The organism is Dyadobacter sp. SG02, assembly GCF_900109045.1.
Classification (GTDB): Bacteria; Bacteroidota; Bacteroidia; order Cytophagales; family Spirosomataceae; genus Dyadobacter.
Window position 1 is genome coordinate 139,762 of sequence record NZ_FNYL01000014.1, and the last position, 16,711, is coordinate 156,472.

At 49.1% G+C, this 16,711-nt stretch carries 9 protein-coding genes; 2 read left to right on the forward strand and 7 right to left on the reverse strand.

The features are described 5' to 3' along the window. The first annotated feature begins 103 nt into the window (after nt 1-103). Both BMW93_RS27670 and BMW93_RS27675 read left to right on the forward strand, forming a co-directional pair. A complete protein-coding gene (locus BMW93_RS27670) occupies nt 104-2,083 on the forward strand; it encodes a hypothetical protein (protein WP_090384127.1) in 1,980 nt (659 codons plus the stop codon). A gap of 86 nt (nt 2,084-2,169) precedes the next feature. Beyond that, nucleotides 2,170-3,267, forward strand: a complete 1,098-nt coding sequence (locus tag BMW93_RS27675; RefSeq protein WP_177194225.1) for a T9SS type A sorting domain-containing protein — start codon at nt 2,170-2,172, stop codon at nt 3,265-3,267. Between the two features lie 20 nt (nt 3,268-3,287). Here BMW93_RS27675 and BMW93_RS27680 read toward each other — a convergent pair whose 3' ends face one another. The 7 genes from BMW93_RS27680 to BMW93_RS27710 form a co-directional block, all read right to left on the reverse strand. Next, complete coding sequence (locus BMW93_RS27680; protein ID WP_090384133.1) at nt 3,288-4,532, reverse strand: outer membrane beta-barrel protein; 1,245 nt, start codon at nt 4,530-4,532, stop codon at nt 3,288-3,290. A 277-nt stretch (nt 4,533-4,809) separates the two neighbouring features. Further along, nucleotides 4,810-5,694, reverse strand: coding sequence for a hydroxypyruvate isomerase family protein (locus tag BMW93_RS27685; protein WP_090384135.1), 885 nt, complete (start codon nt 5,692-5,694; stop codon nt 4,810-4,812). Between the two features lie 25 nt (nt 5,695-5,719). After that, a complete protein-coding gene (locus BMW93_RS27690) occupies nt 5,720-6,616 on the reverse strand; it encodes a hydroxypyruvate isomerase family protein (protein ID WP_090384138.1) in 897 nt (298 codons plus the stop codon). A 244-nt stretch (nt 6,617-6,860) separates the two neighbouring features. Further along, the gene (locus BMW93_RS27695) at nt 6,861-9,557 is read right to left on the reverse strand and encodes a c-type cytochrome (RefSeq protein ID WP_090384141.1); all 2,697 of its coding nucleotides are present in this window, start codon (nt 9,555-9,557) and stop codon (nt 6,861-6,863) included. A gap of 287 nt (nt 9,558-9,844) precedes the next feature. Then, complete coding sequence (locus BMW93_RS27700; RefSeq protein WP_090384144.1) at nt 9,845-11,356, reverse strand: RagB/SusD family nutrient uptake outer membrane protein; 1,512 nt, start codon at nt 11,354-11,356, stop codon at nt 9,845-9,847. Nucleotides 11,357-11,394: 38 nt separating this feature from the next. Next, nucleotides 11,395-14,640, reverse strand: coding sequence for a TonB-dependent receptor (locus BMW93_RS27705; RefSeq protein ID WP_090384364.1), 3,246 nt, complete (start codon nt 14,638-14,640; stop codon nt 11,395-11,397). A 553-nt stretch (nt 14,641-15,193) separates the two neighbouring features. Then, entirely contained in the window at nt 15,194-16,621 is a 1,428-nt protein-coding gene (locus tag BMW93_RS27710; protein ID WP_090384146.1) for a DUF1501 domain-containing protein, read from the reverse strand. Nucleotides 16,622-16,711: the final 90 nt, after the last annotated feature.

The following is a 16,711-nucleotide window of genomic DNA, read 5'->3' on the forward strand; positions in this document are numbered from 1 at the left end:
GAGCATCAGGAAACTGGTGCTCCCTTCGTTTAGGAATGTCTATTTAACATAATATAAATTATACAACAAATAGGCTTCGTTGTTTGCCATGAAATAAACGTATATGCCATTTGTTCATCCATTTGCCCGCTATGCAGTCATTGCCCTCATATTTGCTGAAACAAAATCGCAAAATATGAAACGAGAATTTTCCCATCATTTCAGAAACCTATGCGCATTGATCTTCTTATCATGCGTCGCCACAAGTCTGTGTGCACAAGTTTCGGAGAACAAAAATGCAAAAACATTAACGTGCCTGGCTGCCGGCTCCGAAGTTCAGGGAAGCACCAACGATCTTCCGCAGCTATGTCCCGGCGAGCCGGTAAATCTAAATTCGGTAATTCTGAATACGCCACCAGACGGGTGCATCTTACGATGGTACACAGATGATTCTAAGAAAACCGCGGATAAGCTGTACGCCACGCCGGAAAGCGCGCAGCCCGGTAGTTATTATCCCGTGTTCTATGATACACTGAATCAATGTTTTGGAATTACAAATCCATATCAACATTATGTAGCTGTGAAAGGCATAGGTCAGGTTTATCTTGACAGAGATACACTATACAATTTATACGGTGTTAACACCGGCGACCTACGCCGCACAATTCAGCAACCAGTCGACCCCAGAATTCGTTGGTATACCAATCCAAATCACCAGGGTCAGCCGGTGGCGGATCCCTCGGCGGTCGGTGAAGGTGAATACTGGGCTTTTATGGAATTCGACAATTGTGCCATTCCATTTAACACGGGTAATTCGACTTCCAAAGTTGTGATGATTTATAGACCGACAGGCGATTGTCGTGCGGAAAACAAGGGAATGATGCTGGATTATGAGCAGGACCACGAAATCCGGTTGATTTGCCCAACTGAAAAGGCAAATTTGAACGTAAAACTGGGGCAGCCGATTCCTGATGGTTGTGAAATGAGATGGTACACAACTGATGACCATAGCGGTACTCCCTACCCTTTTGATCAAGATGCAGCACCCGGCGAATACTTTCCTTTTTTTTATGATCCTTTAAATGATTGTTACAGTTCAGATTGGGAGTTATACCGAGTTACAGTTCGCAGGCCGAAACTTACTCCTTTCAATGATACGCTGTACACAGAGTTCCAGGAAACGACTGTTGATTTGGGCAAAGTGGACGGTGAATATTACGGTTATAATATTTTATGGTATGATAACCCGACTCATTCAGGAAACCCGGTCCAGGATTTTCACGCTGTGCCTGCGGGGAAGTATTATCCGTTTGTTCAAAGAAGCGGCTGCTTCAATACGGATTCGACAGATATATTCGTGACTGTTCTTTATGCGCCTGTGGATCCGGTCAAACTTAAAATCAAGGTGATGTTGCAGGGGGCGATGGCTGAGAACGAGCCGAAGATGCGGAATGATCTGCAAAATCTTCACCAACTGCCACACTACACGCCTTATGACTACGAGTTCTGGATTGGTTCGGCGGACGGGCACCGGTTTTACTGGGAAATTAATAACCCGGCCGGAAGTGCAGGAGAAGTCGTCGACTGGATTCGGGTCTATCTATTTAAAGTGGGTGAATTTAAGAACCCATTGGTAACCAGGGATTTATTGATTCGGCCAGATGGCTACCTGGTAGATTCTGCCGGAGTGACTCCATGGTTCTATCCGTCCGCTGAGCCGGTATACCTGGTGATCAATCATCGCAATCATATGGAGATCGTAAGTACGCCAATCAACAATTTCGCTTCCGGGGATTTTGAATATGACTTCACAACCTCGCTTGCTCAGGCATCTTCCGTGCCGGGCCAACCCGATCAAATGATTCTGCGAAACGGAGTCTGGTGTATGTGGACGGGTGATCAGTGGGTCGGTGATTTGCCGGAACATTCCCGTATAAATTCGCAAGACTATCAGCGGGTGCTGCAGCTGTTTAACGGTTCATTCCACGGATACGCAAATGAAGACCTGAACATGGACGGTTTTTTTGATATGACCGATGTCAACCTAAGCTATTACAGCTCACTCATAGGCCCTATTTCTTTTTTCACTCATCCTACATGGTAGCCAACATGACAACTAATATCAAACTTCGATTTTGGGTTATATTTCTTTTTACCTGTTCCCGCGCGGTGGCACAGCCCGCGGGCGGAATGGGTAATAACCCGCATGTTTTCTTCGAAATAAGAAATGCCAAAACAGTTAATGACCCCCAGCATCCTGCTATTACTTATGACTTGTATTTGTCTGTGAGTGAGGAATATGTTAATTATGTTTCATCTCATGGCGAAGGTTACGGCATACAGGGTGTGGACGTAGGCATGGATGTCGACTTTGGGCAGAACGGAACCGTCAGATCCGGACTTGACACCATCAAACTGGCCGGGCATATTGGTGAAATCGTAAGTTCGCAGATCAGTGAGCTGCGTTCAGTGAATACCATTCCTGAATTACCGGATGGAGACTTCGACGCTGGTTACAAAGTCGCGCTTATGCGGGCAGAAAACAGCTCGCCGCTTTCGACGACGCCCACGCATGTTGCTTCGTTGAAAGCAATTTTCCCAGCCGGCACTATCATCGGCAGTTATGATAATGGCGCCAAAATAAGATTGCGGTGCCACGCTACCGGGTTCGGTACAAAAGCGAATTCATCTAAATGGGGCGACTTTCGCGGTAACGTTCAAAAAGCGGTGAGCAGCGCCGACGCTTGGGCAAGCCTACCTGTAACGCTGGTTGCCTTCGATGCGGTTCTGAACGATGAGGGTAATGCATTATTAACATGGGAAACCACTGAGGAGAAAAACAGTGACCGGTTTGAGGTAGAAAAAAGCCTGGACGGCAAGCACTGGAAAATGATTGCCGTAGTAAAGGCGCAAGGCGAAAGTTCTGTTTCCCACAAATACACCGCCGTGGATAATGACCTGGCCAAAGGTGATCAATATTATCGATTGCATATGATCGACAAAGATGGCTCGAACATGTACAGCCGGATCAGACTGGTTCGAGCCCAAAGCGCGTCAACGTCGCTAGCTCCGAATCCGGCGTCTGACCATTTCAGCATAATCACACCAGACTGGAATAGCATCAGCCGAATCAGAATAACATCGTCGACAGGCATTAACATTTACGATTCCGGCAACGCCCCGCAGAGGCACATCGACACGAGTCGGCTGCCAGTCGGGATATATCTGGTAGAAGTCACTCGTCAAATCGGTGTTGCGACGATCCACAAATTATTTGTGGTTAAATAATACAGTTGACAGCCCGATTCTCAAAACCTGTAATGCACCAGCAGCAACACCTGCTTCACATTAGAGGTGAGAGAGAAAAAATTCGAATTGCCGTTGCTGTTTTCAAACCTCGCTTCGAAGCCCAGTTTCCCGACACCAGCGCCGATACCGAAGTTAAAGCCTTGGTCGTGCTTCCGGGTTTCGAGCGCTTTGTCTTCCTTAATGTGGACGTCTGTGTAAAATTGCGTTCTGGCCAGGTATCGGTTATTTTCTGAAATTAGAAAGCCATTGGAGATCCCGACGTTGGCATAAAAGAATGCATTGCCGCGTCTGATTCGGTAGCGTACCATGTTGTTGATTCTCAGATGGTTCAGTGCATAAGTGTAATCAGTTGTAGTATAATTCTCTGAATTCACGTCGGTTCGGAAATGATCAGAAATCTTGTAGGATGAATACACCAGTTCGTTCGCGATCAGCAGGTTCTTTTTCGTGCGCGGGATCACGATGTTTAAGGACAGACCAACGGTTGGCCGTGCCGATATGGCGTGTTTGCGTTGCGTGAGATATTCGAAGTTGTAGCCCTTAAAGGTTAATTTAGAAAACATAGCCCCGGCTAGTGCGCCGGCTTCAAATCCGAGGCCTTCGCGTTTTGTGACTGTTTTTGGCTTTGTTTCGGAGCATTTTTCGTAGTACAATTCGAACAGCCCTATGATCTCCTTGCTGGAATATCTGAGGTTTGCTACGCGGTTCGCCACATTTTCGCAATCCAGATACGCCTTAAGTTGTTGGCGAAAGCGATCAATGCTAATGGCTTGTGTCACGTTATCCTTTGTAATCCGATACTTATGATAAACCAGCAACTGATGTTCAGCCCCAATGTAGAACTGAACCTTATCCGCTTGGCCGCGTAGATAATAGAGACTTTTCGGGCCGTCTACCAGCCGTAGCAGGAACACCGTATCGCTTACCAGTTCAGGAAGGCTCCTTTCGGTAATATTATTATTATTGGATGGAGTGATATTAACGCTGACCTCTGCCCTTTCGTAATTTTCACCATGTACCTGGAATGCGGATAAGTCGTTTACACCTAGCGTTTTGTCGGCCTGGTTTTGCATATCCCTGAACCGGATTGTTCGGGGATTTTGAGACCAGTTGCGGTAATCGATCATTCCTCTGATCGTGTCGCCGCGTGATGGGACAATATATCCTGGTTCAAACTTGGCTTGGGCGTAAATATTGGTAATAGATAAGAATGTGATGAAGATTTTAATGGCTGATCTAAGCATAGGTTCGGGAAGCTTGTAACTGATAGCGATGAGGTTTTGATAGCTCGTCCCAGATATCGGGCCGGAGTTTTTGTTTAAATGTCAGGCGTTTAAATTTGCTGATTTTTAGGATTAATCCACTGAAATTGAGTCTGATTTGATGTGATTTTGGCTGCTTTAAAAGCAGCTTGTAAAATTCAAAATTGCCTGAAAAAGCCGAAATGAGCCCGTTTTTGGCGGTTCAAACAACTTTTTCAGGCAATTTACAAGAGAGAATTTCCAAATTAGGAGCTGTCGCTCAGACAATATCGCAAATCTTCACACATTCGGCCAGCGACGCCAACGGTTCGCGCTTGGGAATGAACTCCTGTGCGACGAACCCTTTGAAACCGGTTTCGACGATCGCTTTCATGATCGCCGGGTAATACAGTTCCTGGCCTTCGTCGATTTCGTTGCGGCCGGGAACGCCGCCGGTGTGGTAATGGCCGATGTATTTGTGGTATTGCTTGATGGTCGCGATCACGTCACCTTCCATGATAGACATGTGGTAAATATCGTACAGCAGTTTGAAGTTTTCCGAACCGACCATTTCACAAAGTCCGGCGCCCCAGGCAGTGTGGTCGCACATGTAGTCGCGGTGGTTGACTTTGCTGTTGAGCAACTCCATGATCATGGTAATGCCGTACTTTTCGGCGGATGGCATCAGCCGGCGCAGACCGATCGCACAGTTGCGCATTCCGTCGTAGTCGGACATGCCGCGGCGGTTACCCGAAAAGCAGATGACGGTTTTGTAACCGGCTTCTTTCAGTTTTGGAAAAATGTCCTCGTAACTTTTGACAAGTTCGTCGTGCAGTGCCGGATCGTTGAAGCCTTTTTCGATCCCCATACCTGCGCCATTAGGCAGCGCACATGTGAGGCCGTACTTTTTCAATGTCGGCCAGTCTTCTGGCCCGAGTAGTTCGACGGATGTGATGCCGATCTTCTTGCATTCTTGCGCGAAGGTGTCGAGCGGGATTTTACCGTAGCACCATTTGCAAACCGAGTGATTGATCTTACCATTCAGCTTAGCACCCAGGACAGATTCGTTTTTGGCGAACACTTCTGAAATGGACATCATTCCGGCGGCGGCGCCTGCGGCTGTTCCCGCCGCTATATTTTTTAATGCGTTTCTTCTGGTTGGCATATTGTAAATAATTGAATATCAGTAGCTAGGCAATATCGCAAATAGTAACTCCCTGTTTCAGCGAAGCCAGATCGTCACCCCGGCTTGGAACAAACTCCTGTCCTACAAATCCTTTGTAACCGGTTTCTACAATGGCTTTCATGATGGACGGATAATACAGCTCCTGCGTTTCATCGATCTCATGCCGCCCCGGTACGCCGCCTGTATGATAATGGGCAATGTATTTGTGATATTTTTTGATTGTTGCGATGACGTCACCTTCCTGGATTTGCATGTGGTAAATGTCGTAGAGCAGTTTAAACTTTTCAGAACCAATGGCTTCGCAAAGGGTTGCCCCCCACTCCGTCCGGTCGCACATATAATCTTTATGGTTCACCTTGCTGTTCAGCAGCTCCATTACCAGCGTCACATTGTGCTTTTCACAGGTTGGGATCAGCTTGCGGATGCCTTCGGCGCAGTTCCGGATTCCGTCGTAATCCGACATTCCCCGGCGGTTACCCGAAAAGCAAATGATCTTGTCGTAGCCTGCTGCCCGCACTTTCGGGATCACGTCTTCAAAACCTTTGATCAGTTCTTCGTGATTTTTCGGATCGTTGAAACCCTTATCGATGCTGCGCGTCAGTCCTTCACCCCAGGGCAATGCACAGGTCAATCCGTACTTTTTGATCACCGGCCATTCCTCCGGACCAAGCAATTCGATCGATGTAAGTCCGATCTTTTTGCATTCCTGCGCGAAAGTCTCCAGTGGAATTTTACTATAACACCATTTGCATACGGAGTGATTGATCCTGCCATTGAGTTGCGGACCAAGCGCTTTTTGCGACGCGGCAAAGGCATCCGCCAGAGAGCCTGAAAATGTACCCAGGCCCGCTGCCGCAGCCATATTTTTGAGCGCTTTTCTGCGATTTGAAAGTGACTTCATTTAATAGTTAACTATCTGAAATAATGTAAGTTAATGGTTATTCGGTCGGTAAGCCCCTACCCTTTTTCCGGAATTGAACGTACTTTTGTATACGTTTGGTCTAGCCGGATATTTGTTCTGCCATACCTGCAAAAAAAGTAGTGATGCTACCGGACCCGTTTTTGCTTTGAAAGCATCAGGATCAACACGCAGCACCACTATCTTAAGCCTAATTAATTATAATCTACTCAAAAAATCATGTGATCTATTTTCCGCTTTTCGGCGCACCGGATTCGGAATAGATCGGGTTATTTTTGTTACCGCCAGCCATCAAATAGGCTACCAGATCTCTCAGTTCATTAGGATTCAAACCGTTGATCAGGCCTGGAAGCATCATGGATACCGGGGAGATTTTGCTGGAAACCACTTGCTTCTTGGCCACTTTCCGAATCGTTTTAGGATCGAATGGGTTTTGAGATACATAATAGAAGTTGGCATCCTGGTTCACCTCGCGGCCCACGATTGACTGCCCGTCTTTCATCTGGAAGGAGATCGAAGCATATTGATCGGATACCGCTTTGTCAGGTATGATGATCGCCTCGAGCATATCCTTCACCGAGAAGCGGGTGCCCAATTGCGTCAGTTCTGGACCAACGTCCGCACCTTCGCCCTGGATGGTATGGCAGCGGCTGCAAAGTACCGCGGAGAAAATCTGCTTGCCACGTTCGAAGTCACGGTTGGAAAGGCTGTCCTGAACGAGTTCTACGGCTTGCTCAACCTTCCACCCACGGCCCGGGCCCTTTGGCGTATACAGCTTCACAAGGTCGTTACCTGTTCCTGTAAGTAATTCAGAGCCAGATAGTTTGTTGTAGTAAGCCACTTTATCGCCTGGTACATTCTTCAATGCGAGCTGACGTGCTTTGTCGATAAAGCCAATGTAGCTGCGTCCACCCTGGTAGCTGAATGCTTTGTGGAACCATTTGAAATATTCTTCATGCGTTGCGGGTGTCCAGCCGGTTTTGGCGCTGCTGAGCATGATAGCGTAGAATGTCTGCTGTTGCGGCGGCATTTTTTCCAGCAAACCGGCCAGGTCGAGACCGTATTGCGGGTTACGCAAGATCAGATCGGCGGAAGCGGTTACCATTTCATTATCCTTGTCATCGAACTTCTCGTTTTTCGCGATAAGTGCAAGCGTTTTGTCAACCGCTTTCGGTGCTTCAATGGTGATAAGGATTTTAGCTAGAAATCTGTTTTGCAATGCACTGACAGACGGATACTTGGGATTCAGATAAGCCACCAATGCAGCTTTCGTGGCAGCGTCGGGCTGGCCGGTGCGGTATAGGATCACTTCCACTGCCCGTAGAAGTGCTTGCTTGTTCAGGTCGTCGAGCTTCGCGTAGTCGATGGTGGTGAGCTTTTTCAAAAGGGGGCCTCCTACTTTCGTAGAATCACCCTGGCGGCCCAATGCGATGGCAGCGTAAATAATGCTCTGAGGATCTTTTTCAGCGTAAACTTTGCTTTCCCACTGGCTTACAGGCTGGTGTTCGATAGCCAGACGGCCGGCGTAGCGCAGGAAGCGATCCGGGCTTTTCAGCAACGGCCATGCTTGCTCGATCGCTTTCGGGTCCTTTTTAACATGGTATTCTTCAATCGCGGTACGTTGCTTGTGCTCGCTGGTGATAACCGGTGTCGCAACATTAGATCCAGGTGCAATGTTCTTATAATCACCATAATACACGCGGTAAAGATCCGATTCCAGGCGACGGCCGCCGGTCAGGAAGTACAATGCGCCGTCAGGGCCGATGGCACCGTCGGTCAATGGAAGCGGTGCGCCCGAAAGGAATTCTTCGTGGTCAGCGGTGTAGGTAGAGCCGTTTGGTTTCAGGTGCAAGCCGTGAACAATACCGAATGACCAGTCGAATGCGAGCAATGTGTTTTTGTATTTTGCAGGGAAACGCGCGTCTTTCAGGTAAATCAGGTTGGTAGGCGATCCCTGACCAATGTTCATCACCGGCGAAAGGAAATCGGCAAATGCGGGAGATGTGTTGGCAGAACCCGTTCTCCAACCAAACTCGCCACCGCTCACGGCATGGCAAACGCGTGTAGGACGATACCAAGGTGTTCCGAAATCCCATTCCATATCCGAGTCGTAAGCAAAAAGGTCACCCGCTTCGTTGAATGCAATATCGTACGGGTTACGGAAACCGGCTGTGTACAATTCCCATTGTTTTCCTTCCGGATCGGTGTGAGCAATCCAGCCGCCCGGTGCATTACGATCCGTCGCGTGGCCGCGCGGGTCTTTGATGAACGGGAAGAGGTTGTCGTTTTTCCAGTTCGGCATGAGACGGTAGATGTCCATTTTGGGCAGGTCGGTGAAGTTACCGGCCACGACAAAAAGCGACTTCTGGTCTGGAGCCATCACAATACTGTGCGGTCCGTGCTCTCCTTCGCCCGTCAATGGTTTGATAAGCGAGATCTTGTCGTACTGATCATTGTTGTCGGTATCCTGCAAGCGGTACAAGCCGCTTCCTTTCGGGAAACGCGCATTCGACCGGTTGTTGATCATCACGTAAAGGCTGTTGAACGCATAGAGCAAACCATGGGCATAACCCATCGCTACTTTCGCGGTATCTCCTTCAATTTTAAGTACTTCCACTTGAGGTTTATCGGTAGAGCCGATCGCCGGAAGCACCAGGCGATATAGTCCGCCGTACTGGTCGGAAGTGATCATCCTTCCCTTGTTGTCGAATGTCATGGACACCCACGAGCCGTTCTTTTCTTCCGAAACACTGTATAAATGGTCGGCTTTGAAGCCGTCGGGAAGTTTCAGCTTGTCGACCTTTGAGCCGGGAGGACGGTGTTGGGCAGTTCGGTTACTTAGCATCACTCCACTGCCGACCCCTACGGCGACCAGCACCGCGAGCGTCATCGGAAGTTTTAACCATTGTTTTTTTGTGTACATTTTACAGCTCAGAGTTTAAGTAAATATGATTGATAAAAAAGGATGAAGCGCTGGTGTCCGACCGGGGCATGCTAGCCGATAGCCGTGGCAAGCGTGCATTGCCCAGTGAATTGTTGTTCTTAAATAAAGCAAACTAAAACTTTAAATAATCTGATAAATGCAATATTAGATCGAAACATCCAAGGGACTATCCTGTTCTGTGGGGTATCGGGCGGATAAGTATGGTTATAATGAAAAAAGTGCAGCGAGCTTGCGGCTGCTGCACTTTTTTCATTCTTTTTCATCCATCAGAAATGCGGCGTCAATGCGGCTTCAACAGCTGGCAGCCCGTAATAGTCGTCCAGCACTGTGAATGCATTCGGCGGCGGTACAGCACCTTTCGGGAAATAGTAAGCTGCCGGATTCGCTTTCACTTTTGCACCGTATGCGCCGATGATCTCTTTCACACGGCCGGTGCGGGTGAGATCAAACCACCGCTTGTTTTCGAAAGCGAGTTCTACCCTTCTTTCTTTGAAAATCGCTTCACGCATATCTGCCTGCGAAGCTGCCTTGCTTGCGGCAAGGCCCGCACGCGTACGAACCTGATTGAGGTACGTAGCAGCATCGGCAGGCTTGCCTTGTTCGTTCAATGATTCGGCAAGGAACAGCAGCACTTCCGCATAACGATAAACAGGCCAGTTCTGACCGGTGTTCTGGTGTATCGCGTGTGGACGAGCATACTTTTTAATGTAAGGATAGACTTTGTTTTCAACCGCCGATCCGCTCAGAGTCACATATCCGATCGAAATGTCCTTTCTCTTATCACCGGTTTCATAAGCGGCAATAAGGTCTGGCGTCGGGATGTTGTTGCTTTCCTGAGAAGTCTGCTGCGGGTTGGACGTTCCTGTAATCGGCGCAATTTCAGCAGCAGTGATCGGCGACGGGATGAACCGGTAGATCTGGTTGCCATTGTAGCCCGAAGAGCCTTCCATGTATTGGATCTCAAACAACGACTCTTTGTTGTTTTTGTTCGCACTCGTGAAAGAGAATGCATCGTTGTAGTCCGGCATCAACGCGTATTTGCCGCTTGTGACGATTTCTTTCAGCAACGTTTCAGCCTGCGGCCATTTCTTTTGCGTAATGTAAAGGTTCGCCAGCAACATTTTGGCTGTACCCGAAGTCACGCGTCCTGCTTCCTGGGTTGACTTGTCCAAGAGCCCGGCGCTTGCGTCTTTGGCATCTTTCTCGATTTGAGCGTAGATTTCTTCCGTAGTCGATAATGGTAATGCGGCATCATCGCGACCTGTTACCGGGACAAGGTGCAGAGGAACTTTACCAAAAAGGCGTACGAGATCGAAATAGGCGAATGCACGGAGGAATTGCGCTTGCCCTTTGAGGTTGGCTTTGGAAGTGGCATCGAAATCAACGCCGTCGATCAAAGCCAGGATTTGGTTTGTTCTGGCGATGATGCGGTAGTTCAGCCGGTACTGGACCAATACGTTGTCATTGGCAGTTACGCCGCCGGCGGTTGGTACAGCGAAGTCAGCTACGTTTTCAGTCGGATCCACCGCACCGTACAATATGTTACGGGCATAGTAGGTGTTGTCGGAATGCATTTCTTCCAAAATCCACGCACGTTCATTGTACATCTGCCGGAACGGTTCGTAAGCCGCATTGACCGCCTGCTTGAAATCGCTTTCCGAGGTGAAGAAGTTATTCGAACTCAATGCGGTTTCCGGGTTCACTGTGAGGAACTTGTCCCCGCACCCTGCCATCAGACCTGCTGCCAGGATCCACGCCGCTATATATTTTGTTTTCATTTCTGTCGCAATTTTAATGAACTGTTTTACAAGTCAGGTTAGAAGTTCAGGTTCACACCCAGCGTCCAGGTACGTGGTACAGGGTAGTTTGAAAGGTCTACACCCTGGCTCAGGTTACCGCCATCACCCTGTCCGTCACCTTGTGCGCTGGTTTCAGGGTTAGGTCCGCCCCAGTATTTGGTGAACACATAAACTTGCTGCACGCTTGCATAAAGGCGCGCCGACTTGAAGAGCTTGTTAATACCACCCAGGTTGTAGCCCACAGTAATGTTCTTGATCGTGAAGTAAGAAGCATTGGCAAGGAAGTGCGAGCTGTTCCAGTCGCGTTCTACGCCTGTGAAATTACCGCCGTTGTTGGTAGCGCCGTACATTCCCTTACCCGGGTTGATCACCGTAGTAGCTTCTGCCACGCCGGTAACCGGGTTGATGGCATTTTTTACACGGAAACGGTCTTTGGCGCCTGCCACCATGTTGAACACACCGTCGAGGTTGGCCGTGCTGTAAAGGTGGCGAACCCAGAGCTGGTTACCCTGCGATCCCGATCCTACGATGGAGAGGTCCCAGTTGCCGTAGCTCAGGTTGTTGGTGATACCGTAAGTAAATTTCGGGAACGGGCTTCCGATAATTGTGCGGTCATCCGCGTCACCACCGTTGGTGATCACACCGTCGCCATTAACATCTTTGAATTTGATGGTACCAATAGCTGAACGTCCAGGGATGATCGGTGAAGAAGCCAGTTCTTCTTTGCTCATATAAAAACCTTCTTTCACCAACCCATAGAACTGACCGAACGGCTGACCTACCTGCGTAATGTGGAATGAACCATATACGCGGTCGATGCCCGGCGCCAATTCCATTACTTTGTTACGGTTAAATGAAATGTTGGCATTAGTAGTCCATTTCAGCTTGCCTACCAGGTTACGTGTGGTCAATGCCACTTCGTGTCCCCAGAATTTGATCTCCCCGATATTGTCATTGAAGTTACCAAAGCCTGATTCCTGTGGAATCTGAACCGCATAAAGCAGGTTAGTTGTCCTTTTCGTATAGAAATCGTAGATCAACTGAATGCGGTCGTTGAAAAGACCCACATCCAAGCCCGCATCGAATTGCTTGGTGGTTTCCCAGCCCAGGTTAGCATTCGAAAGGGAAGTTACCTGCGCACCGGTAGCCACTGTGCTTCCGAATACGGCGTTGGTGGTATTGTTTACCAGCGCGTATTGCGTATAGTTACCAATGTTGTTGTTACCAATTACCCCGTAGCTGGCGCGGAATTTCGCAAACGAAACTTTCGGCAGCGATTGCATAAAGTTCTCGTCAGACACTACCCAGCCGACCGATGCGGAAGGGAATGTACCCCATCTGTTTTCGGAACCGAAGCGGGAAGAACCATCAGCACGTACAGCAGCAGAGAACAGGTATTTGCCTTTGTAGTTATAGGTCAATCGTGAAATGTACGACATCAGCCCCCACTCGTTGGCACCATTAAATGTATTCGAACCCGAAATACCATTCACGTTGAATGCCCCGCCGCGGTCGATGTTAATCGCACCCTGGATTGTCGGAAGGCGGTCGTCGGTGTAGGTGTTCGCGGTGATACGGTCATATTCCTGGCGGAAACGTTGTTGGGTAAAACCAGCCAGCAACTCGAAATTGTGGTTTCCGTTAAAGCTGCGGTTATAGGTTGCAAGGTTTTCGTTCAGCCAGGAGAAGTTCTGAAAGTTCTGGCGGATCGATACCGCAGTGGTAGGCACCGGCGTATTGATGGCGCTGGTAGCGGTCGACGGGTTGAAGAAGAAGAATTTGTTAGACTCCTGCTCAACATTGATAGTCGATTTCAACGTCAGGCCTTTGATTGGGGTGTATTGCACATAAGCATTACCCAGCAACTTGTTGATCTTCGTCTCGTTGGTCAGCTCGTTTGCTGCCCGGACCCAGTTGGGGTAATCGAAAATGTTACCGGTTCCATTAGGGAAGTTGTTGTACTTCGTCAGCTGGCCGTTTGCATCATAAATAGGCATAACAGGCCAGGTATGCAACGCATTGAATAGCACCCCTGTTCCACGGTCGCCATCCGTTCTCGGCGTGTTGTCATACACAAATTGCGGCGCCACATTGAATCCGACTTTAATCTTGCTCGAAATGTCGTATTCGGTATTCATACGAAGCGAATAGCGCTTGTAGTTGTTGTTCAGCACGACCCCTTTCTGGTTGAAAACACCTGCTACGAGGGATGTGCGCATGTTTTCCTTGTTGGAACTGATGCTCAGGTTATAGCTCTGAATGGGAGCTGTGCGAAGCAGTGCGTCGTACCAGTCGTTGTCTTTACCCCTGTATTTTTCTGGATTTTGAAACGGTTCTGGCACCGGTTTTAGCTCATCCTCATACATTTCCTTCTTGAACTGCGCGAATTCTTCGGCGGTCAGCATTTTAACCCGACCTCGCACCGGAACTTTCTGGAAACCTGCGAATGCATTGAAGCTCACGCTCGTTTTGCCGGGAGCACCGCGTTTGGTAGTAATAAGCACTACCCCGTTCGCCGCACGCGAACCGTAGAGTGACGTCGAAGCGGCATCTTTCAGAATGGTAATGTCCTCGATTTCATCCGGGTTCATCTGGCCGATGGTACCCGTAATCGGGAAACCGTCGATCACGTAAAGCGGGTCGCTACCGGCTGTAACGGATACCTGGCCGCGGATACGTACCGACATCCCCTGCCCTGGCTTACCCGTGGTCTGGTTGATCTGTACACCCGCAAGGCGTCCTTGCAGTTTTTGGGTAACCTGCGACACCGGAATATCTTTCAATTCTTCACTCTTTACGGTCTGAACCGCGCCTGTGATTTCTTTTTTCAACTGGCTACCATAACCCACTACCACAACTTCCGTCAGCGCTTTGGCATCGGTAGCAAGTTTGATATCGATGGTAGAGCCCGTTCCTGCGGGAACTTCCTGGGTAAGGAAGCCTACGGAAGAGAAGATGAGGACTCCGCCTTTGTCAGGTATGTTAATGCTGTATATACCGTCGGCATCGGACACCGTTCCTATCGTGGTTCCTTTGAGTACCACGCTCACACCCGGCAGTTTCTCGCCGGTGTCGTCGGTTACCTTTCCCTTGATCGTCCGGTCGGCCGTGATGTTGGTGCTTACAACCAGCGGGTTAAGATGGAAACTATTGCCGGCTACTGCACTGAGCCCGCAAGCCGCCCCGATGAGCGCCTGGCCCACGGACAGTTTCAGGATCGAATTCAATCGGCCGTAATAAGGAGATTGTCGAAATTGATTCATAAGCTTCATTTTTAGATTTAGTAATTAGCAGAGGCCCCGGCACATTGTCTAAAATGCCCGGGTAGCGGGGTTAATCGGTTAAGCTTCTTATTCTCATAGTCATCGGTTTAAGTGAATAATTGTCGGGATTAAAAGCAGAGTTTGTTTTAAGGTATTTCAAATACAACGGTATCGTCTGATCGCATAACGGATATGGCTTCCCTGCCCAACAGGCCTGAAAACTTACAGATATATCGTTGATGAAGAGTTGGAATACTCTAAGAAATAAATGTCTTTGTGACGTATAAAAGACAATTATTCATACTTAAAGTAACATTTATGCAATACTAGAACGAATGCGAGAACAGACTGTCCTGCTCTGTCTGGTTTTGATTAATATTTAATTAACATGAGTTTTTTGGATATATCTTATATCGGGTATGGGAAACCCGTCCGTTCGCGGTGATGGCGACGGCTTACAATAAGGATATCATGCAGGTGAGGTAGTAAGGGATAAATGCCGCCGGAGAGGCTGGCTGTCGGCATTCTCTCCGGCGGATAAACAAGTTCGAAGCTATACGAGGAGCTCTTTCACGGCCAAGCCCTTTCCGTCAGGCGTCGTGTAGAATGGCCGTTTTTCGATCTCGTACTGGGTGTCCGGCGGGATGCCTAATGCATGGTAGATCGTCTGGTGGATACCGTCGACTTTCACCGGGTTTTCGATGGTCTTGCAAGGGCGCTCGTCGGCGGTTTTGCCGTAAACGAAGCCCCTTTTGATCCCACCACCGAACATGAGCATCGAGCAACCGTCGGTGAAATGGCGGTGCATTCCATAGAATTTGAGATCGGATAGAATGTCGGGCTGTGCTACCTGCTCCTTTACTTTCGCATCCGGGCGGCCTTCCACCATCATATCGCGGCTGAATTCGCTCGCCAGCACGACCATCGTGCGATCGAGCAGACCTTTTTCGTCAAGGTCCTTGATGAGCTGGGCAATCGGGCCGTCTATTTGCTTTTTCATATCCTGCAAACGCGTATGGCCGTTTTCGTGCGTATCCCAGCCTTTGAATGGCTCATACTCGGTCGTAACGCTAATGAAGCGAGCGCCCTGTTCGGTGAGCCGGCGGGCGAGCAGGCAACCGAGCCCGAAGCGGCCGGTATTATAAATGTCGTAGCTCTTTTTCGGTTCGGTACTGAGGTCGAATGCCTTCGATTCGGGCGAGTTGAGCAATGCGTATGCCTGCTCCATCGACCGTTTCAGCGATTCGCGCTGGTAATCGCTGCCGAACTCCCCTACCGGACTGTTGTTAATCAACTCGTTGTAGAGCTGGTTCCGGCGTTCGAATCGTTTCGCGTCCATACCCACGGGAGGGCGCACGCTGTCGAGCCCTTGGCTTGGGTCCGGGATAAAGAACGGACCGAACTCATTGCCGAGGAAACCGGCCGTATGGAATGCTTTCAGCTCTTCCGCCTCGCCTACGGTGAAGCGCTGACCGATGTCGATGAATGCCGGGATCACCGGATTTTTAGGCCCGAGTTCCTTCGCGATCCACGAACCGATATGCGGCGCGGCGACGGTCTGAGGCGGCTCATAGCAGGTATGCCAGTGGTACTGGTGACGCGAATGCAGGATGTGTCCCATGTCGGCCGCGACGTACGAACGAATGAGCGTGCCCTTGTCCATCACTTGTCCTATCGACTGCAAACCGTCCGAGAAATGGATGCCGTCGAGCTTGGTCGGTAACGATTTGAAGGTGCTCAAAACGCGGTTGCCTTCCATGTCTTTTTCGAACGGCGTATACGCTTTCGGGTCGAAAGTTTCGGTGTGCGCCATACCGCCGGCCATCCATAAAAGTATCACTGTGTCCGCCGATGAATTGGCTCCCGCCTTGCCCCGGCATGAGGTAAGCAGGTTTGATACGGGCGCTCCTGCGGCCAATGCGGCCAGGGTAGCGGCGCTGGCGCGTTGCAGAAACTCCCTCCTATTCCATTGGATATTCATTTCTCTATTTTCTTTTAGTGATTGTATTTTAATACTTTGTATTTGTTAACTTATTTTACTTTAAATACTTTTTATATTTATAATTAATAT

What these genes read in the sequence shown, in the direction of transcription:
- BMW93_RS27670 (WP_090384127.1), top strand. Translation starts at nt 104, where the DNA reads ATGCCATTTGTTCATCCATTTGCCCGCTATGCAGTCATTGCCCTCATA.
- BMW93_RS27675 (WP_177194225.1), top strand. Translation starts at nt 2,170, where the DNA reads ATGGGTAATAACCCGCATGTTTTCTTCGAAATAAGAAATGCCAAAACA.
- BMW93_RS27680 (WP_090384133.1), bottom strand. Translation starts at nt 4,532, where the DNA reads ATGCTTAGATCAGCCATTAAAATCTTCATCACATTCTTATCTATTACC.
- BMW93_RS27685 (WP_090384135.1), bottom strand. Translation starts at nt 5,694, where the DNA reads ATGCCAACCAGAAGAAACGCATTAAAAAATATAGCGGCGGGAACAGCC.
- BMW93_RS27690 (WP_090384138.1), bottom strand. Translation starts at nt 6,616, where the DNA reads ATGAAGTCACTTTCAAATCGCAGAAAAGCGCTCAAAAATATGGCTGCG.
- BMW93_RS27695 (WP_090384141.1), bottom strand. Translation starts at nt 9,557, where the DNA reads ATGTACACAAAAAAACAATGGTTAAAACTTCCGATGACGCTCGCGGTG.
- BMW93_RS27700 (WP_090384144.1), bottom strand. Translation starts at nt 11,356, where the DNA reads ATGAAAACAAAATATATAGCGGCGTGGATCCTGGCAGCAGGTCTGATG.
- BMW93_RS27705 (WP_090384364.1), bottom strand. Translation starts at nt 14,640, where the DNA reads ATGAATCAATTTCGACAATCTCCTTATTACGGCCGATTGAATTCGATC.
- BMW93_RS27710 (WP_090384146.1), bottom strand. Translation starts at nt 16,621, where the DNA reads ATGAATATCCAATGGAATAGGAGGGAGTTTCTGCAACGCGCCAGCGCC.